Origin of the sequence: Caldicellulosiruptor sp. DIB 104C, assembly GCF_028198085.1 — a bacterium.
Classification (GTDB): Bacteria; Bacillota; Thermoanaerobacteria; order Caldicellulosiruptorales; family Caldicellulosiruptoraceae; genus Caldicellulosiruptor; species Caldicellulosiruptor saccharolyticus.
This window is the reverse complement of sequence record NZ_CP116337.1, coordinates 823,620-842,853: the sequence shown is the minus strand read 5'-3', so window position 1 is coordinate 842,853 and position 19,234 is coordinate 823,620. Positions and strand designations below refer to the sequence as shown.

Here is a 19,234-nt window from a genome sequence, read left to right as displayed (position 1 = left end):
TCCGAACTCTTGTCATCTTCATTACTTACCACTGAATTGTTGAGAAAGCCATGAGCTTTGTGTATTCATTTGAGCAATCAGTCGTTCAAGCTGAGTAAATTGTCTGTAGTATCTATCCTCTATTTGTTTTAATCTTTCTTGCTCAGCATTCATTTGATCTGCAATGCTTCTTAATTGTTTACCAATATAGCTGTTGGGATCATAATAATTTGTAAAGTAAGGCTTGCCTGCTGTGTCATAAATTTTCTTCAAAGTATCATTTGCCAGCTTGTAAAATCTTTGTAAAATTCCTTGATTTTCTATTGGTGTATCGGGATCTGAGTCGGTGTAAGTGAAAAGTTTTACAAATGCATCTAAATTATTAGATATTGCTTCTCTAAGTTTGCCTTCGTCTCTTATATAAAGCTTCCCTTCTTTGCTCTCAAAGTAACTAAATGTTTCAATCCCTGCTTCTGTAATAACATCCAAACTTGAAGGAAGACCAGGTACTGCTTTATAGAGGTAATACCTTATATTGTTCAGAAAACTGCTTAATATAGGGTCATTATTCAATAGTCCCTTTTTTGCTGCCTCTTCCCATTTTTTAATGTCCTCTTCTTTCATCTGAGCCTTTTGGTCTTCTGTGAGAGGTGGATAGTCTCTATTTCTTTTTTCTGTAATTTTGCTGTAAATCTTGCTAACTAGGTCATTATACTTATTTATAAAATCCTTTACATTATTTACAATCGCATCAATGTCTTTAGAGACAGTAAATCCCACTGTTGCCCCAGTCGTATCTTTATTCAACGTTATAACCATTCCTAAAAAATTAAATGAATTTCGGGAATATTTTAAATTTAAATAAGCAACATTTCTTGCCAAATCGTTGATAGACACTTCTGCATTAGTTCCTTGTGTCCTACTATCTACCGTCAGATCTGATAAGTTTGGGTCTCCACCAGTATCTAACTTAAGTTCTATTAAACCAGTTTGTTTTGTGGTAACAAGAAGCTTTCCCAATGTCGAATCATAATAAGCACTCACTGTGCCCGTAGAATTTAGTTTGGATACTAACTCTGCTGCAAAACTATTTGCATCAGAAAATTTTGTCACATCTATAGTAAGATAATCAGAGGTGGATGGTTGAGTAGTTGAAAGTTTTACTGTTACATAATCGAAGGTGTTTATATCGGCGTCTGTTTGAGTGCTAATATTGACATATAGTGTGCTGATATTATTAGATTTTAGCCTATCAAAAGTTGCAGAAATATTTGAAAGCACCATCGTAGAAGGTTTTGCGATACTATTTATTGTTATTTCATAATTACCCTCTAAAGCATTGGCCGTTCCAGTAACATTTATATAGCCGCCATCAATTGCCGGACCTGTTGCTTTGAACTTAACAAAGTTACTTGAAAGCTTAAGATTAAATATATAATCTCTAAAACTTGAGATTTCTTTTGCAATATTCATATAATCTTCTCTCTGCCACTGAAGAAGCTGCTGCTGTTGATACAGTTTGTTATACCTTGCTTTTTGAATGCTCATCAAGCCCTGAATTATAGAATCTGTATCAAGCCCGCTTGCAAGTCCACCAATTCTTGTGTAATATTTGTATACATCATAAGGATTTGTGTAACTTGTGGAGGTCGTTGAGTTTATATTCATTCCTTCATCACCACCTATCTTCTCTCATCAACAAATATTCCTGCAAGTTCCCAAAGCTTTGCAATTATATCTAATATCTTCTCTGGAGGTATTTCTCTTATAAGTTCATTTGTTTCTTTGTCATATACCTTTACAACTATTTCATGTGTTTCTTTGTGTATTGAAAATTCAAGCCTTGTGTATTTTGCTTCAAATGCTTTGTTTGCCTGATTTATCATTTTAATAAGTGTATCTTCATCAAGCTCTTTTCTGCTGTTCTTGTCTGCAAGCTTATCATTAACTTCTTCTTTGTTTATACCCTTTTCTTCCTGCAAGCTAACTTCGATATTTTCAAGTTTTGCTCTGCTGTCTTGAACTCTTGAGACTGTATTCGATATATCAACGGCTTTGACTCCAATGCCATCAACAACCATTTTCGCTTCCCTCTCTTTTTAGTCTTTTCTTATTATATTATCGGTTTTGAAAGGCTAAAAGTTTATTATTGGCTTATTTCTTTATAAAATAATTGAGAAAAATGTTGTTACTTTTGCCCAGTTTCTACGTCTTATATAATAGAAACAGAAATAAAGGAGGTACGTGTATTTGGATGAAAAATTCCTCAATTTTTTTAACAGATATTTTGACAACGCTTATAGATATGTGTTCTTCAAAGTGGGAAACAAATGGGATACAGATGACATAGTAAGTGAAGCATTTAAAAGAGTATATGAGAATTTTAGCAATATAAAAAGTTCGCCAAAAGTATATTTGTTCGTTACACTTCAACATGTTATAACTGATTACTACAGAAGAAAGAAAAATTTTTGCTTGGAAGATAGCTATAAAGACTTTTATTCATATGATCTTGAAGAGATTTTCGTTGAAAAAGAAGAATTAAATACTCTAAAAAAAGCACTTAAAACTCTTAATAAGGAAGAATTAGAATTAATTAACCTAAGATTTTTTTCGCAACTTAGTTTTAAAGAAATTAGCACTGTGCTAAATAAGAGTGAGGGAGCATTGAAAATGCAATGTAAAAGAATTATTGAAAAGCTGAGGGTACATATCAAAAAATATTCGGAAGGTGGTAAAATATGATAAATTATTATGTGAGTAAACAATTGAAAAACCTCAGAAATCAAATTCCAGTTAATACTGAATTGAAAGAAAATCTCAAAAATAACTTTCAAATTAATCAAAACAAAAAAAGTAACAGAATTTTAAGATTTGTCACAGTAAGCTTATTTCCCATTGTGATAGCCATCTCTTTTGCCTTGGTATTCTTTTATTTACCCCAGGTAAGTTTCCAGAAAACCCGCGCAGAAAATTTATACGTAACTGACCAAGTGTCTTTTATTGATATAGCAGAAGGAAACTTCTTAGACATTTGTGAATACAATGGTTCTATTTACTTTTCTATTGAGAGTAAGGGAATATTTAGATACAACAGTAATGGTACAAAAATGATTTCCAGCGAAAACGCCCAAACAATTAGCATTTCACCTGATGGCAAGTTTTTGGTAATTTCATATAACGGTAATATAAAGCTTTTAGACCTTTCTACAGGTAAAGTATTGGAAATCTTTACAAACAAGACTCCTTATGTATATTATAGTGATGCAAAATTTTTATCAAATGACAGCATTGTATTTGTTAAAGAAGTTATAAAACCCCGAAAAACACATGGATTTGATATAGTCGAGGCAGGAATATACAAGATTAATTTAAAAACAAAAAGAATGAGTTCAAAATTAGCAGATGGCTTTTCACCTTCCGGAGTTGATGATTACATTGTATTTGAGAGAAATGGGAAGATATTTTTGAAAGATATTAAGAAAAATAAAGAAACTTATGTTGACGAAGGTAAATTTCCCTCTATTTCACCTGATAAAAAATATATAGTGTATGTCAAACCCTCAACAGTTGACTACAAATTAGAAAATGAAATAACAGTCAAGGCAGTGTTAAGTAACATATGGATTGCTGATTTTGACTTAAAAACAAAAAAATGCATGACTAATAATTTACCTAAAAAATATATTAAAAACTCGACCGATACCACTTTTTCAGAGGAAGGAATGTATAGCTATTACAATCCGATTTTCAGTAAAAACTCTAAACAAATATATGCTATAAAAACATATAATACTGAAGGAATACCTTCTAGAATAATTAAAATCAGTGCTGATTATAATAGCTTATCCCCAAAAGAAACAGTTGAAATTTTTATCCAAGCATTAGTTCGCCGAGACGATGATTTTGCTAAAACTTTAATGGAAAATCCTCCTCAATTTCTTACATGGAGCAATCCACATGTTGTAGGGTATGACATTTTAAATGAAGGACAAAAAGACAAGTTTAAAACGGTGGATGCAGATATATTTTACTCTGATACAGCTAATGCATATTGGAGTATAAATAGAACAAGATTTTATTTAGAACCAAAAGATGGCAAATACAAAATTATTAAAATGGAACTTTTAGAAGAGATAGAGGTATTTTCGTCCTATTCGATTAATAACGGGAAAAGTTTAGTTTTAAGAAAAGACATGGGTAAAACTAAAACTTTACTTACCCTTGATGAGATTCCAAAATCATTTTTGCCACAAAACAATTTTAGGCTTTCATCGCTTGCATATTCACAAAAACATGACCTACTTATCTTTACAATTCAGGAAATGAATAAGGGATATGTATTATTATTTGCTTACAGACCTCAAACTAAAGAACTAAAATTCGTAGATAAAATTGACCACATCGACAATAAGTACGATATAACAATTGTCAATCTCTTCATTGATAATTTTGGCGACCATATTGCTTTGGATTTATCAGCAAATGCAAAAAACGAATTTTATAATTTCGTCGCTGTTTATGACCTAAAAACTAATAAAAAGGTGTATGTCAATGATTTATTTAAAAACAAGGATGTCACTAATTGTAGAACTCTTTATTGGAAAAATCATGCTTTAGTAATTGAAACAAATTTTGAAAAAACAAATTTACTTTATATTTATAATGCTGAAAAAAGCGTTATGCAAAATTATTGATTCTTTTATATTATGCAGGTAGGCAGAACTGCCTACCTGTAAACTGCTTTTTTTAATTGCTATTTATCAATTCGGACTTAAGAAGATTACCGTTCATCTTTTTAGCCGGATTTTCCCGATGAAAATCCTTTTGTATCATTCGCGTTAATTTTTGATTATTACTCTCCCCACTTTCATATACGTTTTTTACAAGTTAAGTATTTTCATCAAGCATCACTTACTTTTTTTTGAAAACTTTAATATAAATAAAAACCTGCGTCTATTTCGCAGGTTTCAAATACATTTTCATTTATATTATCCAACTTTTCTTGAAAAGTAAATTCAAACTTTGTAACCTCATTCAAATCTAAGTCTTTACCCATATTAATTCTTTCCAATAGCCAATTTTTCACACTCTTAAAAATTTCATATAACCAATCAATTATTTCATATGAATCGTTATTTTCCATCGCATCTTCTAAATAGAACATGTAATAATCAATAACAGCATCAAAATTTTCTACATGCTTTCCATACTTCTGAACAACTTCAATTAAATCATTTAAATATTGTTTCCCTTTTTCTTTAAACCACTCATCAAAAATCTCTTTTTCTTTAATGTCAATTTCCGGATTTTCAAAAATGAATAAAAGTGACTTGAGATATAAAGTTAAAAAAGAAACCAATTTTAAATATTTTCTATCTGTTTTTTCAAACAAAATTTCCATTTTATTTTTTATATATTCAACGCTAACATAATTTTTCATTATAATCACCTGCTTTGCTTCCACTTCAAGTATGGAAACTTATTGCTATTTAATTACATGCATAACGAAAAGCGTTAGTCAATAGTTACCTACTAAATATTCTCGAATAGGTGTAAAGATATTTACCACAGCGAAAAAATGTGCGAAAATACTAAGAAGAAGGTTATAAAAAGAATTGAGGCTGCCTCCATCCTGTTTGATATAATTAAAAAGTGTAATCTCCCATTCAAAAGAAACATTCAAAAACTACCAGGATGGGAGGGCAGCCTACTATGAATATTATATCATATCACGAAATAAGAAAAATATCTCCCGAAAAAGCAAGAGAATTAATTCGAAAAGTATTTGAAGCGAATAACAAAAACGTATCAAAAACTGCTAAAATATTAAGTGTATCAAGAGCTACTATAAGAAGAGCAATTTACGGTCCTCTTGAGGATAAATCAAGAAAACCTAAAACTTGCCCTAAAAAACTTTCTTCTGAACTTGAAAATCTCATTATCCAAGAGGCTAAAAGAACAGGATTTAGATACAGACGTCTTTCGCTTTACTTGTTCAGAAAATACGGGGTTAAAATAAGCGAAAACACGATAAAGTCAATTCTTAAAAGAAATGCTGTACTGAGAAAAACAAGAAAGACAAAAAAAGGAGAAAGAAGTTTGTATGACTACGAGACTCTTATTCCTTTTTCTGAATTTCAGCTTGATACAAAGCATCTTTTAGATAAAGACAGCCTTCCAAAAGAAGTATATGAACACATTAAAAAATACAACTTACCGTGTTATGAGTGGAACATGATAGATGTTGCAACAAGAACAAGATTTACGGCTTACTACTATGAACTGTCATCTGCTTTTGGCTTTATGTTTATATCCTTGGTTGCTTTGTGGCTAAGAACACATAATGTGAGAACCCCAATAAAAATCCGATTGGACAATGGAGAAGAATTTTGCGGAGGAAGTGAAAGAAAGTTGAAGGAGTGGAATGAGATGCTGTCACTTTTGGGAGTAGAATTAAAGCCTATTCCACCAAAAGCAAAACACCTGATGGGTATAATCGAAAATTCACATAGAGCAGATGATGAATATTTTTTGATGATTCATGCTGAAAGATGTAAAACAAAAGATGATTTTCTTCAGAGAGCCCAGAGATGGCAGGATACATGGAATTTCTTCAGACCTCATAGTGGTAAAGGAATGAATGGGAGGACACCATTTGAAAAGTTCATAGATTCGAAATCTCTGGTCTCTTCCCACGTTTTTCAGTTTCCTACGTTACTTCTTGAGGACATTCTGAAAAAGGTAGGTACTTTCTATTCTCTTTTCTGTAATAAATTCGGTGGTAAATATGTCTCCACCAAGTGCCTACCTACTAAATATTATCGAAAAGTGCATAATTAAATATTTTCCAGCCTTAATAATAATTTTTAAAACCTATGCTTAGTACAATATAAAAATTCTATCCATATGTATTATACCCCAGAAAATAACGTCTATACTATTCCTTACATCTATCCTATTCTATTCTTTTATATTCAAGTAATTTGATATTTTTTATGGCTGTAACTTCAATAAAATTATATAATTAATCGCCAAATTAAAACACTTCAGAAAATACAATAAGCAGAAAATATATTTTCTTCAAAACAGCCTCTATTTAGTCTTAACCTTAAATATTCTTTTCATCTGCAGCTCATAAGCTTGGTTGATAAGTTCTTCATTGCTAAAAAATGAACGTTGATTAGCCATTTTAGAAAAATGTGCAAAAATAAGACTCTCTTCTAATGCACGCTGATCTACTTTTACCCATTTCCCCATCAAATGATTGATAGCTATGTTGTGAAAGCTCAATAAGTATCGTCCGATTATAAGGGCTCTGTGACATTGTGCAGGATCAAATTCACTGCACATTAAAGCTATTGTTCCTTTTTCTGCAAGGTTAAGTAAAGTCTCTATGCCTTCTTTAAACTCCATTGACTGGATTATTACATTGTAATTCCAGTAACCCTCGGGAGTATAGAAAGAAGGATTTTCCAACTTTCCGCCAAGGAGATTCCCAAGAAAAATGTAGCCAATATTTGCCTGTTTTAAAGCTTTTTTTAAATTCTCTTTTCTATACTCTGGAACGAATCTTGAAAAAGGATTTGTTCTTATATCTACAAGTATTGAAATTCTGAAACTTTTAAGTACCTCTAAAAAATCGTCAAATTTTATAGATGAATATCGAATGGAATATATTGGCTTCACAAAATTACCCCCTATAATTTTCTAAAAATTGTAACTTGTGCATCAATTCTTATATAACCAATAAGTCATAATTAGATTTTTCCAACTTATCAAAATAAAATAAAAAACACATTTCAGCTTTCAACCATAACTGTACATATATTTCAACCTTAGATTTAACCACTGGCAATAGATACTTGGCACAACAAAAAATTTTTCTTTTGTATGTTTAATAAGATTAGTCAATGTCATCCTCCTTGTTGTGTGCTTCTGCGTTCTTACTATAATTTCACTTCAAAAAGGGTGGCTTTTTATCTGTTTTTACTTATTGCTTTTTGTTTGTTTATTTTATTCAACAAGTTTATTATTTATAAAGAAGAGTTACATATATTTAATAAATTCTCACGTCCAACACACTTTAAAAACTTTGAGCCTTCTATCCAGTTAAATTTTTCCATTTGCCTTTCTAACCTCTCCACACTTGCCATTGTAACACAAGCCACAATAGATTTTAGATTCACTTTCTGTAATTCAACTGCCAATAAACCCAAATACTTTATAACTTTTTCGTCAAACAAGTCAGGACCTACTTTAGTTTCGTAAAACTCACCAAACATACCATTCCAAGCTGCTATATCAACAGTCTTTCTCTCTTCAGTTGCAATTAGTCTCCCATTTATCTTAACACCACAACCTTGTAAAACTATGTAACCTGGCGCATTATATCTTTTATAAACAAAATGAAAAATGAGAAGTTCTAAAACTCTACCTCTCAAACGTGACAACTTTTTATGATCATCTTTACCTTCTTCATAAAGTCTCCTTAATTTCAAAATAAAATCATCAACAAACTCAGTCTTAAATATACTTTTCAATCTTTCTTGCCATTTTTCAAATGATGTAATATCCCCTTCTTTCCTACTATATTTTTCATAATTGTTGAAATGAAGGATACATTCACATAAGTAAGGAAGAAGGTGAGTGTTATTAACTACAGAAGTAACTATAGGCTCTACAATCCTATCAAACGAAGTATCAATTATATCATATCTTTCAAATTCAATAAAATTACTTATCTGACCTTTCATCCCTTTCTATCTCTCCACTATTTATATTTTTCTTTAAAGTGTTTAAAATATCAATTGTAGGTAAAGGTTGAGGTATCAAACCCATTTTGCTCATCACGTCGGAAACTACTTCCCTTAAGTATGGCCATAAAAATCTTACACTTTGAATTTCCAAAAATTTTTGAAAATCTTCTTTCGATATTGACGCATCATTATTAATACAGCTGCCTTTGTAGACCGCTTCAATTTCAAATATCTTTTCGTTTTCCTCTGTTACTCCTAATCGTAAAGCAACATACATATTACCATTTGCATTATCAATAGCTTCACTCCAACTTTTTACCTCAAGTAAAAATGGAATATTTCTGAATTTAAATGGTTCTATTTCCTTTTGCTTTTCTGTTCTTAATTTTATCAGTTCAGTCTTAACAAGCTGAATTGGATGAAAAATAATATTTTCCCAATTGAACATTTATTTCACTCCCATAAATTGTAATTACAATATAAATAAAAACCTGCGTCTGTACCGCAGGTTTTTACAATCTTATGGTCACTAATTTCTGCAAATCCCTCATAAGAGATGAAGTTTATTTCAGACTTTAAATTGAAATCAAATCTTTCTAAAAGCCTATCATTTAGACTCTTTAATATTCCATATAGCCAGTCAATTATTTCTACAATATCATTGTTCTCATATGCATCTTTTAAATAAAATATATAATAATCAACTACTGCTTCAAAATTAGGCAGAAATGCTCCATATGTTTCAACTAAATCTACTAAACTCAATAAGTAGTCCTTACCTTTTTCTTCAAACCATTCTCTAAACAGTTTCTTTTCTTCTTCTGATACCATAGGAGTTTTCTGAACAAAATAAATCATTTCAAAATAAATCTTCAAAAACTCAATTAACTTGGAAAATTTTTTATTATTACTTTTTTTAAGCTGCTCCAAACGATAAATTATATCATTAGAAAAATTAAAATTTGCTTCCATTACTTATCACCTTCTTAAATTGGTAAATAATCGCGTATATTAAACAAATACTATTCAATTATATGCATAAAGATAGCAAAACGTCAACTAAAATTTATTTTGGTTTGTTGAGAGGCATTTAGATATTATCCCTTTCCGTATTTTATTATACCCAAAAACTTCTTTTCTAATCATTCAATTAGAACTTATTTGTTCTTAAGCTTTAATATTTTCTTCATCTGCAGCTCATACACTTCATTGATATGATCGTCATTGTTAAAAAAATGAATGATGTTTGGTTGCTTTGAGGAAAATACTCAAATTTTGTAGCTATAACTATATCTTACATCTCATCTTTACTCTTAACTGTTGGTACTAGATTGATAAATCTTGCCAAGCACAATAATGTCATAAATAAGCCTGTAATATTTTCAAAAAATATTAGATTAGCTATATTTGAATTTGTTTTATTTACTATTTTCTCTATTTCATTGCTATTAAATGTTGCCACATTTAAAATATTTGATCTTATATAATCCCAAACAGTACTTTGTTGAGAGAAGTTTCCTTCAAGCTTTAAAATACAAATCATCATAGACGAATACCAAAACATTATTTCAGCAAAATTGTGAAGTAGTAATATAACCATTCTGGTTGCTGATTTTATAGAATAATCTTGATTTTTCTTCTGCGCCCTTATTCTATCAAAAAATAATACATTGAGCTGGTATATTATTATTTCGAAAACTCTCAAAATACCATAAGTTAAAATTATCCAAAATAAAAATTTAAAGCGGATATTTATGTAGTAGGTTAGTATAACAGCCAAAAATGATAGAAATAAATTTCCTAATACCCATGCATCAACAAAAAAATAACTTGTATTTTTTGTTACTTTTCTGAGCCAGTAGAATATTGAAACTCTGCTTAGATAAGAAAATATCTTTTCCCAGAGGTCTGCTACAAACGTTTCTATAGCATTTTTGCTCATATAAACCACCTCGCCAAAGTCAATTTTTAATTTTTGATATTTTCCTAATCAATTTTCCTGTCTATTACTTTTTTCAAACGGCTTTTGCCTTTTTGCTATATATTGACAAAGTTTAGAAAAAATTTTACGTATGTTCTAAGATGAGAAATAGAAAATTTTAAACTCTGAGTATTACATTTGATTCGCCTTGTGGTAAAATATTTTTAAACATACAATACGTATTAATCTCTAAAAACTAAATTTTCACAAACAAACCAAGGCTATGGTCCAATGACTATAAAGGAGGAAACTTTTCTATGGATACTTCACAAATGATATTCGATATAATCTTGAGTTTGTTTTTTTCTATTTCTACTGATACATGGTGCTTTTTTATAATTGTTGTAGCTATTGGGTTGTTTGTTGTTTCAAACTTTATTTTTACATACAAAGTGGAATCACACAAATGGATAAAAGTAAATTTCGTTTGTAAAAAACTAAAGGAAATTACTAACAAGATAACAGTTAATGCAAACAACGCAGAACTATCGTTAGATGACGTTGACAAAATAATAGATTCATGTAACGAGGACATAATAATTTCTCTCTGGAAAAAATATAGAGAAAATTCTAAATTCAATCCAGAAGAAAAGATTGATAAGCACTTTAACAAAGCAAATTTAATCGATGCTCTTACAAACAGAAGGTTAGCCGAAGCAACACCTGGATTGCTAACAGGTCTTGGTATCTTAGGAACATTTGTTGGACTTGGAAAAGGATTAAGTGATATTAACATTGCAACCGGTGAGGCTATGAAAAGCAGTATAGAAAATCTAATGATTGGTTTGAAACTAGCTTTTTATACATCAATTGTAGGCATATTTTTCTCTCTAGTCTGGACGTTAACAGATAGAATACTTTTAACCTCACGAGTCAGGATCATACACCAATTTCAGCAGGTAATCAAAGATATAGCGGGAGAAGAAAATAAGAATTACATAAAAGAAATACATGATTTGTTGGAAACTCAAACATCATTATTGAAAACGATAGCAACTGATATATCAACAGAACTTTCGAAGGTATTAACAGATAAGATAAACAATGAAATTCTACCTCAGCTTTTTTCTTACAATGATGAACTCTATAAATCAACCATTGAGCCTGCGATTAACAATATTGCAAGCGTGATTGAAAACTTCTCAAACGTGGCGTCTCAAACTCAAGTTGAGGGAATTTCCAAAATTGTTGATAAATTTGTAAATGAGATGTCTGGTGCTTTGAGTTATAAATTTCAAGAACTTGCCGCCACAATTGATAATATTTGCACCTGGCAGCTTACTCTAAAACAGTCTTTAGATGACTTCATAAAGTCTGTCATTGAAACAACACAAAATCAAGTAAAAATCAGCACAGTTTTTACAGATATTCTGAATAGTTTAACTTCGAATCTTAAGGTAATTGAAGAGGTAAACAACAAAGCCTCAGAAAATCTCGATTTTATAGTAAAAGTCCAAGATACTTTTGAAAAGCAACTAGAAATGCTCAGTATAGAATTAGAGAAGATCAAAGAAGAGTATTACAAACTTGTTGAAAAGATTGAAAATACAGATGAAGAAATCAGTATGAAAATATCAAACTTCCTGGACTCTGTAAACAAAGTAGAAAATACAATAAAAGACATAAGCGCCTCATTGACATATATAAGCGACGCAATAACCGCATCATCTCAAGATTTTATGCAAAGAGTAAATGACGGATTAAAAACGGGACTAAATTATATCGATTCGGAATTAGAAAATATTACAAATTATCTGTTTCGCCTATTAAGTTCTATGCATGATATGGTCGAGGATTTAGATAGGTCACTGAAAAACTTCTACGATAGTTTCAACAAGACGTTAGTAGCTATAGAAACACTTTCAAAAAAGAATTAACAAGAAAATCGGAGGGATAACAAATGCAGGATTTTGAAGACCATGAAAAACCTCATGATTATTGGATGTCATACTCAGATATGATGGCTGCCTTGATTTTGATGTTCATCCTGTTACTCATGCTCTTGATATTTTCCTATTCAGAAATACTGCAAGCCAAAATAAAAGAAAGGGAAAAATTAACTGAAAATCTCAAAAAAACAGAACAAAAATTAGAATCAATTGTGGGAATAAGAAAAAAAATTGTAGAGGATTTAATTAAGGAATTCAAAAATTCTAAACTCTCGCTAAAAATAGACCCTCAAACAGGCGCAATTACATTTTCCGAAAGTGTGCTATTTGAATATAACAGCTACAACCTTACACAAAATGGAAAGAAATTCTTGCAGCAGTTCATTCCCAAATATATTGGAATTTTATTATCACCACAAAATAAAGACAATATATCGCAAATTATAATTGAAGGTCACACAGATAACAGAGGTGATTACCTATATAACCTTGAATTATCGCAAAAAAGAGCTTTTGAAGTAGTGAAATACATTCTAAGTAACCAGTTTCCTGATTTTCCCCAGAAACAGTTGCTCAAAAAATACATAACATCAAATGGTCGTTCATTCAGTCAATTGATATATAAAAACGGCAAGGTCGATCAAGATGCTTCAAGACGTGTTGAGTTCAAATTCAGACTCAAAGAGGAAGAAATGGTCAGACAAATGGAACAAATCCTAAAGGGTGCATCAAAATGAAAAAAATAAATATACCAACACTTGACTTCTACCCTTTTAAATTAAGCATTGCAAGAAGAAATATGGAAGCAACCATAGAAAAAGTTTTGGGTGAAATAGAAAATCCAGCGATATTTGAATTTGATAAAAATTTTTCGTCAGAGGTGAATAATCTCATTGAAGCACTGAGTAAAATTACATCGGACTATGATCTGTTAGAATTTTCATATAAAATTAAACTCAGGCATGTTCGCCTTCTCTTATCTTACTTATCTTCGAATTATGACAAAATTGAACATACTGCAAGAATCAACATAATAAAGCTGACATGGCTTAACCCTAAGATATCGCTTTTTAAACAATTGTGGTCCACTTTCCAGACATTGTATAGTGAACCTGCTATAATTTATGCTTTAAAATTCTACTTTAAAAAATTTGACCACCTAAATAAGCTAATAGGGATAAGTGAACGTGAATTCTTTTTTATAAAACAGTGGATTGACAGCGGAGCCGAAATAAACAAATTTGTTGAATTTATAATAAAAGAAAATATTTCACTTGTTAGCATAAAAGAAAGATTTTATATCAAAGATGACAAGCCTTTATTTACAGACTTATGTTGGAATATTGCCATAACTGCAAAATCCACACACTTTTTTAGTGATACAAACAACATAAAATACATCTGTGACATGCTTGAGAAAACAAATTCGATAGAAAAATTAGCACAGTTTTACAATCATTACCTTACTGTCTTGGATATAGAACACTGCGACAGACAGATACTTGAAATCTTAGTTGATAGGTTTGGCGAACCTAACAAGCCCAAGGTGAACTTGTTTTGGAATTTGTTAGATGAAAATGTAAAGCAAAAACTGTTAATGTGGTTAAATGAACAAAAACTTTTGCTTTTCTTCAGTGATGACAACGAGAGATTTAGTTTTTGGAAACGATTTATTAAGTATATGGAATATGTATATCCTGATAGACAAAATTACAGAGTTTTTATGTACTTCAAAAACATCGTGGTAATAGAATTCGGTAACGTGGGAAATGCAATCTATGCATATTCTAAAGATTATTTCAAAAGCGCATATGAAGTATATATGAATTTAAATAGGTCTAACGATTTTTTTAAAGATAAAAACAACTGCTTATTCAGAATTATTCACCGAACAAATTGGAAATATAATACATTTTTGTGCTTACGACAATATGAAAACATCGGATAAAGGTGATGAAAATTATGTTTTTCTCAAGTTTTTTCAAAAAATCAATATCAGTAGGATTAGAATATTGTAAAGACGGAATTCTTGTAAATATCTTTTTAAACCTAACAAACAAAAAAAGTGTAAATATATCATTGCCTTTCGAGAAAAACTTTATTTTAAAAAAATATCTGAAAAGATTAACAAGTGATTCTCATCAGAAATTGATAGTTCTGCAACAATTATGGAATGACGAAATAATTCAGCCATATAAAGAAAATACATATATCATTTCATATGACAGTTTATATAAAATAGACAATCAGGATAGAATACAAATCAATCTTCCTAAAGACATCAATGATTTAAAAATAAAGATATGGTCTGAAGGCATTTTCACTTCTGCTGATTTTAGGCTTAAATATGATTTATATCTTCGTAGTGGCAAAAAAATCAACAAATATCATATTATAGAAAATGTTTTGTTTTTCGATAACAAGGCATATCTAATAGAAAAATATATATTTGATTTGATTCCTATTGTAAATAAAATCAATCAAGAAAAATCAAAGGAAAAGTTGGCAGAATATATAAGTCTACTGCAGTCCAAAGCAAAGTCTGAAAATGTTATTCTCGAAGATTACTTAAAAAACGAGGAATACTTGTATGTAGATGAAGTTGATTATGTAATCAAAACACCGAACAAAGACGAAATTGCAATTGAACCTGTTATTATTCACCAAAGTGAAAAAACACAAGAAATTAATCAAATTTTCCATAGCAAAGATGAATATCTTGAAAAAGTCAAAACAATTCCAATTGGGTATCGAAGAATTAGAATCTTTTCCAGTAATAATGCTGTGGAAAAGTTCAATACCATAAAAAGGCTTCCCAAATTCAAAGGACCCGAAATTCCAAAACTGATTGAAACCCCCAATTTGTTTTTGCCCGACTGGATAGATATAGACGAATTCAGTAAAAGGGTTAAAGAAATTGGTATAAAAGTTTATCATATAAAGCCAATTATAAAGCTAAATAAAGACACAAAAACAGGTTTATTTGACTTAGTAGGAGAAATTAAGTTTGAATCATCCGACAACCAATATTCCGAAGATGCCCAAATTGATGAAATCTTACCTATTTTAGAGTCATCAAATGATGAATACGTAAAAATAGGCGATAAATGGGTCAGAAATAATTACAATGATATTAAAAATTTCAAAACAAAGATTGAGGAAATAAAAAGCGCATATGAAGAAACAGGTTTTAAAATACCAGAAAGTGAAATTAAATTCGTATTAGAGATATTTGATAACATAACTCAGCTTGAGTACAGTGAAACAGCTATTAATTTTAAACTCCAATTCACAAAAGAAGAATTAGAATTCACCAGACCAAAATTCATCAGTGAAAATATTGAGATTAAAGAATTTCAAAAGGAAGGTATCAATTGGCTTAAAACACTGTACAAAAACTCAATTGGCGGGATACTTGCTGACGAAATGGGCTTAGGAAAAACATTTCAAGTCATTGCTTTTTTGGCATATTTAAAGGAAATTGAAGAATTGAAACCATCGCTAATCATTGTGCCCAATACATTAATAAAAAACTGGTCTGACGAAATAGAGAAATTTGCTCCGTTGCTGAAAAACAATCTTTACATTCACCACAATAATAATAGACTTAGAAAACCAGAAGAAATTGCAAAAAACGACATTGTTATAACAACATACGACACGCTTGTGAGAGACCAGATCATTCTTGGTAAGATAGATTGGAAAATTGTTGTGTGCGATGAAGCTCAATACATAAAAAATCCTGATGCTTACAGAACAAAAGCCGCAAAAGCACTCAAAGCAAAAACAAGAGTAGCTTTGACAGGCACACCACTTGAAAATGGACTAAGCGAGTTTTGGTGCATTATGGATTTCGTTCAACCAGGTTTATTGGACTGTTATCATAATTTCAAAGAAAGATTTGAAGATCCAATTGTTAATTCAGATAGTAATGATTCTGAAAAGTTAATAGAGGAACTTTTGTCAATAATTAAACCTTATTATCTCAGGCGAACAAAGGATAAAAATCTTCATGGACTTCCGAAAAAATTCGTAATTTCTCACCGTATCGAAATGACAGACTATCAAAAGCTGCTATACAGTAAAATTATAGCTGATTTCAAAAAATCCGAAAATAAAAAGCAGATTCTTCTTGATACTCTTTATAAGCTAATATACGTATGTGATTTTCCAGAAATATCAATCGACGATATACACAAGAAGAATATCAACAAAGTGGTCAAAGAGTGCGCAAAGGTGAAAAAACTAATTGAAATACTTGATGAAATAAAGCAAAAAGATGAAAAAGTTTTGATTTTCACAAAGTTCAAACCTGTCCAAGCAATGCTTTCATCTATAATCCAACAAAGATATGGTTTGTTTGTCAACATCTTGAACGGTGAGATACGGGACAGTTCTCGCCGCAAACAAATGATTGACAATTTTAACCAATCAGCAGGATTTAATGTTTTAATCCTCAACACACAGGTTGGCGGCATAGGGCTCAATATTACCTCTGCAAACCATGTGATACACTATACTCGAGAATGGAATCCTGCAAAGGAAGACCAAGCAACAGACAGAGTTTATAGAATTGGTCAGCAAAAAGATGTCTACGTTTACTACTTAATTACAACTGCTCCTGACTTGGTCAAAAAGACAATCGACGAGCACATACATGACCTACTTCAAGCTAAAAAAGAATTATTCAAAGAAGTAATTGTTCCAAACAAATTTGAAATATCACTTGAAGAATTAGAAGAGGTATTAGATTTGGATAGTTTCGTTGAGGCTAAGTGTTAACGTTAGGCATTGAGTTCGATTAGTTGTTCTGTTTTAATTATATAAATTCTTTTGGTTTACACCATTCAAAGAAAAGCTTTCGCAATTGAGCGTGAAATTTGTTGAACTACAAGAGTATGGCTTAATTTTGTTCTCTGTAATGGTCACCATTTGCTGACACAGAAACTTTTGTCTTACTTCCAATCTTTGGAAGGCTCTGGAATGAATTATTCTATCCTTAATTTATTAGTAGTATCTCTAACATTAAGCCATACAAGTTTACTCCATCCCACACATAAATAATTCTTCCTAAATTTTATTCCCAATAATTTTATCCATTAAATTCTCAACATTTATATTTACATAACCCTTATACTTAAAAGGAGTATGGAAATATTTAAACTCTGGTAAATTTTTGTCCTTTTCTGAAAGTATAGGATTATCAACTGGCCAAGGAATTCCTACACTATCCCATCTTATTCCAGTATCATGTTCTTTTGAATATACATTTGTAACATTATAAACTACTATTGCCTTTTCACTCAAAACACAGTAACCATGTGCTAATCCCTCGGGGATATATAAAATATTAGATTTTTCTGCGCTTAGATAAAAAATATCATACTTACCATAGGTTGGAGAACCCTCTCTTAAGTCTACAACAACATCCATTATCTCTCCCTCAACACAACATACAATTTTAGCTACTTCATAAGGTGGTAATTGAAAATGTAAACCCCTTATTACATTTTTGTGAGAAATAGTAAAGTAGCTTTCTTTTATACTTGTGTTAAGCAATATGCTACTATAAAAATCAGTATTATAAATTTTTACAAACATACCACGTTGGTCTTCTTTTATATCAGGGATAAATTCAAAACAACCAGGAATTATCGACTTATTTACTTCTTTGAACATCCAACATACCCTCCAGATAATATAATAAGTATTAAAGTTTTTGAAGCTCTTTACTAAAAAGAATTTTCAGCCCATCTCTTAACTTTACTCTTGGTTGCCAACCAGGCAAAATTTTGTAATTCATCCAAGGAGAAAAAAACTCCCTTTCTCTATATGGTAAAGCCCCCCATCTAACTTTTAATCTATCTCCTGTAATTTCATTTATTATTCCAACCACTTCTTGTAAAGTATAGTTTTCATTGGATACAACACCAAAGCACTCGTTTTTTAAATTTTGTTTATAAATAATTTCTGCAGCATGTAAATACGCCAATACAACATCATCAATATATACGAAGTTCATTACCTGTTTCCCTGGTGACATGTCCAAAACTTTACCACTTAAATATGCTTCTCTTAACAAATTTATAATTTTCTTCCTCCTGTCTCCTGGACCGTATGTATCCGTCAATTCCAATGTAATTACATTTAAATTATGGGTTTCTGTATAAAACTTCAAAATATCCTGAAAAGCCTTTTTAGTTGCTGCATACAAATTTACAGGATTATATTCTTCATTATTGTAATGCAGCCATGAAGTTCCTGTGTTAATTAAATACTTTACTTTATTTTTTACCATTGACTCTAAAATATACACTCCAAACTTTATATTACTATTAATCAAATCATCTATATCATCTGGGGTATGGTTGTGAAGAAATCGTGCTGCTAAATGAAAAATTATATCTGGTTTTTCAGTTGATAGAATTTCGTCAATTTCTTTAAACGAATCTCCAATTTGGTATAATTTAATCTTGTCTTCTATATCTCTAACATAATCCATATTACTTGTCTTCCTTTTTATTCCTATAACTCGGCATGCCATATTATTGATTATATACCTTGCTATATTAGAACCTATATATCCCGTTATTCCTGTAATAAGAACTTTTTTGTACCACACACAA

General features: G+C 30.5%; 17 protein-coding genes. 7 read left to right on the top strand and 10 right to left on the bottom strand.

Annotation, left to right across the window (positions count from 1 at the left end; translation table 11 throughout):
* Positions 1 to 21: 21 nt before the first annotated feature.
* Positions 22 to 1,647 carry a flagellar filament capping protein FliD gene (gene fliD, locus PGC14_RS04085; protein WP_271629597.1) on the bottom strand — a complete coding sequence of 542 codons (1,626 nt, stop codon included), beginning with the start codon at positions 1,645 to 1,647 and terminating at the stop codon, positions 22 to 24.
* Positions 1,648 to 1,661: 14 nt separating this feature from the next.
* On the bottom strand, positions 1,662 to 2,060 hold the full coding sequence (locus PGC14_RS04080; protein ID WP_271629596.1) for a flagellar protein FlaG: 399 nt from the start codon (positions 2,058 to 2,060) through the stop codon (positions 1,662 to 1,664).
* A 169-nt stretch (positions 2,061 to 2,229) separates the two neighbouring features.
* On the opposite strand from PGC14_RS04080, the gene PGC14_RS04075 reads away from it, so the two are divergent.
* Together PGC14_RS04075 and PGC14_RS04070 are read left to right on the top strand one after the other, a co-directional pair.
* Positions 2,230 to 2,724, top strand: coding sequence for an RNA polymerase sigma factor (locus PGC14_RS04075; protein ID WP_271629595.1), 495 nt, complete (start codon positions 2,230 to 2,232; stop codon positions 2,722 to 2,724).
* Entirely contained in the window at positions 2,721 to 4,676 is a 1,956-nt protein-coding gene (locus tag PGC14_RS04070; protein ID WP_271629594.1) for a hypothetical protein, read from the top strand. Before PGC14_RS04075 ends, PGC14_RS04070 begins: the two co-directional genes overlap by 4 nt.
* Before the next feature lie 236 nt (positions 4,677 to 4,912).
* Here the strand turns inward: PGC14_RS04070 and PGC14_RS04065 are convergent, their stop codons facing one another.
* A complete protein-coding gene (locus PGC14_RS04065) occupies positions 4,913 to 5,422 on the bottom strand; it encodes a hypothetical protein (protein WP_271629593.1) in 510 nt (169 codons plus the stop codon).
* Between the two features lie 272 nt (positions 5,423 to 5,694).
* On the opposite strand from PGC14_RS04065, the gene PGC14_RS04060 reads away from it, so the two are divergent.
* Complete coding sequence (locus PGC14_RS04060) at positions 5,695 to 6,822, top strand: IS481 family transposase (RefSeq protein ID WP_271629592.1); 1,128 nt, start codon at positions 5,695 to 5,697, stop codon at positions 6,820 to 6,822.
* A gap of 252 nt (positions 6,823 to 7,074) precedes the next feature.
* On the opposite strand, the gene PGC14_RS04055 is transcribed toward PGC14_RS04060, so the two are convergent.
* The 5 genes from PGC14_RS04055 to PGC14_RS04035 form a co-directional block, all read right to left on the bottom strand.
* Positions 7,075 to 7,668, bottom strand: coding sequence for a DUF488 family protein (locus PGC14_RS04055; RefSeq protein ID WP_271629591.1), 594 nt, complete (start codon positions 7,666 to 7,668; stop codon positions 7,075 to 7,077).
* A gap of 347 nt (positions 7,669 to 8,015) precedes the next feature.
* A complete protein-coding gene (locus PGC14_RS04050) occupies positions 8,016 to 8,735 on the bottom strand; it encodes a hypothetical protein (protein WP_271629590.1) in 720 nt (239 codons plus the stop codon).
* Complete coding sequence (locus PGC14_RS04045) at positions 8,716 to 9,186, bottom strand: protein-export chaperone SecB (protein WP_271629589.1); 471 nt, start codon at positions 9,184 to 9,186, stop codon at positions 8,716 to 8,718. Before PGC14_RS04045 ends, PGC14_RS04050 begins: the two co-directional genes overlap by 20 nt.
* 5 nt (positions 9,187 to 9,191) lie before the next feature.
* Positions 9,192 to 9,710: a hypothetical protein gene (locus PGC14_RS04040; RefSeq protein ID WP_271629588.1), complete on the bottom strand. Its 519-nt coding sequence runs from the start codon at positions 9,708 to 9,710 to the stop codon at positions 9,192 to 9,194.
* Between the two features lie 322 nt (positions 9,711 to 10,032).
* The gene (locus PGC14_RS04035; RefSeq protein ID WP_271629587.1) at positions 10,033 to 10,680 is read right to left on the bottom strand and encodes a hypothetical protein; all 648 of its coding nucleotides are present in this window, start codon (positions 10,678 to 10,680) and stop codon (positions 10,033 to 10,035) included.
* Positions 10,681 to 10,976: 296 nt separating this feature from the next.
* Between PGC14_RS04035 and PGC14_RS04030 the strand changes: the two genes are divergently transcribed.
* From PGC14_RS04030 to PGC14_RS04015, 4 genes are read left to right on the top strand one after another with little or no spacing between them, the layout of a single operon-like run.
* Positions 10,977 to 12,596 carry a MotA/TolQ/ExbB proton channel family protein gene (locus PGC14_RS04030; protein ID WP_271629586.1) on the top strand — a complete coding sequence of 540 codons (1,620 nt, stop codon included), beginning with the start codon at positions 10,977 to 10,979 and terminating at the stop codon, positions 12,594 to 12,596.
* 23 nt (positions 12,597 to 12,619) lie between these two features.
* Positions 12,620 to 13,345 carry an OmpA family protein gene (locus PGC14_RS04025; RefSeq protein WP_271629585.1) on the top strand — a complete coding sequence of 242 codons (726 nt, stop codon included), beginning with the start codon at positions 12,620 to 12,622 and terminating at the stop codon, positions 13,343 to 13,345.
* Positions 13,342 to 14,556 (top strand): hypothetical protein, encoded by a 1,215-nt coding sequence (locus PGC14_RS04020; RefSeq protein WP_271629584.1) that lies wholly within the window; start codon positions 13,342 to 13,344, stop codon positions 14,554 to 14,556. Before PGC14_RS04025 ends, PGC14_RS04020 begins: the two co-directional genes overlap by 4 nt.
* Positions 14,557 to 14,570: 14 nt before the next feature.
* Positions 14,571 to 17,390: a DEAD/DEAH box helicase gene (locus PGC14_RS04015; protein ID WP_271629583.1), complete on the top strand. Its 2,820-nt coding sequence runs from the start codon at positions 14,571 to 14,573 to the stop codon at positions 17,388 to 17,390.
* A gap of 288 nt (positions 17,391 to 17,678) precedes the next feature.
* Here the strand turns inward: PGC14_RS04015 and rfbC are convergent, their stop codons facing one another.
* A complete protein-coding gene (rfbC, locus tag PGC14_RS04010) occupies positions 17,679 to 18,287 on the bottom strand; it encodes a dTDP-4-dehydrorhamnose 3,5-epimerase (RefSeq protein ID WP_271629582.1) in 609 nt (202 codons plus the stop codon).
* Positions 18,288 to 18,318: 31 nt separating this feature from the next.
* Positions 18,319 to 19,230, bottom strand: a complete 912-nt coding sequence (locus tag PGC14_RS04005; RefSeq protein WP_271629581.1) for an NAD-dependent epimerase/dehydratase family protein — start codon at positions 19,228 to 19,230, stop codon at positions 18,319 to 18,321.
* Positions 19,231 to 19,234: the final 4 nt, after the last annotated feature.

Bases quoted from the DNA above. Each gene is read 5' to 3' on its own strand.
- fliD (WP_271629597.1), bottom strand. From the start codon at position 1,647: ATGAATATAAACTCAACGACCTCCACAAGTTACACAAATCCTTATGAT.
- PGC14_RS04080 (WP_271629596.1), bottom strand. From the start codon at position 2,060: ATGGTTGTTGATGGCATTGGAGTCAAAGCCGTTGATATATCGAATACA.
- PGC14_RS04070 (WP_271629594.1), top strand. From the start codon at position 2,721: ATGATAAATTATTATGTGAGTAAACAATTGAAAAACCTCAGAAATCAA.
- PGC14_RS04065 (WP_271629593.1), bottom strand. From the start codon at position 5,422: ATGAAAAATTATGTTAGCGTTGAATATATAAAAAATAAAATGGAAATT.
- PGC14_RS04060 (WP_271629592.1), top strand. From the start codon at position 5,695: ATGAATATTATATCATATCACGAAATAAGAAAAATATCTCCCGAAAAA.
- PGC14_RS04050 (WP_271629590.1), bottom strand. From the start codon at position 8,735: ATGAAAGGTCAGATAAGTAATTTTATTGAATTTGAAAGATATGATATA.
- PGC14_RS04045 (WP_271629589.1), bottom strand. From the start codon at position 9,186: ATGTTCAATTGGGAAAATATTATTTTTCATCCAATTCAGCTTGTTAAG.
- PGC14_RS04040 (WP_271629588.1), bottom strand. From the start codon at position 9,710: ATGGAAGCAAATTTTAATTTTTCTAATGATATAATTTATCGTTTGGAG.
- PGC14_RS04035 (WP_271629587.1), bottom strand. From the start codon at position 10,680: ATGAGCAAAAATGCTATAGAAACGTTTGTAGCAGACCTCTGGGAAAAG.
- PGC14_RS04030 (WP_271629586.1), top strand. From the start codon at position 10,977: ATGGATACTTCACAAATGATATTCGATATAATCTTGAGTTTGTTTTTT.
- PGC14_RS04025 (WP_271629585.1), top strand. From the start codon at position 12,620: ATGCAGGATTTTGAAGACCATGAAAAACCTCATGATTATTGGATGTCA.
- PGC14_RS04020 (WP_271629584.1), top strand. From the start codon at position 13,342: ATGAAAAAAATAAATATACCAACACTTGACTTCTACCCTTTTAAATTA.
- PGC14_RS04015 (WP_271629583.1), top strand. From the start codon at position 14,571: ATGTTTTTCTCAAGTTTTTTCAAAAAATCAATATCAGTAGGATTAGAA.
- rfbC (WP_271629582.1), bottom strand. From the start codon at position 18,287: ATGTTCAAAGAAGTAAATAAGTCGATAATTCCTGGTTGTTTTGAATTT.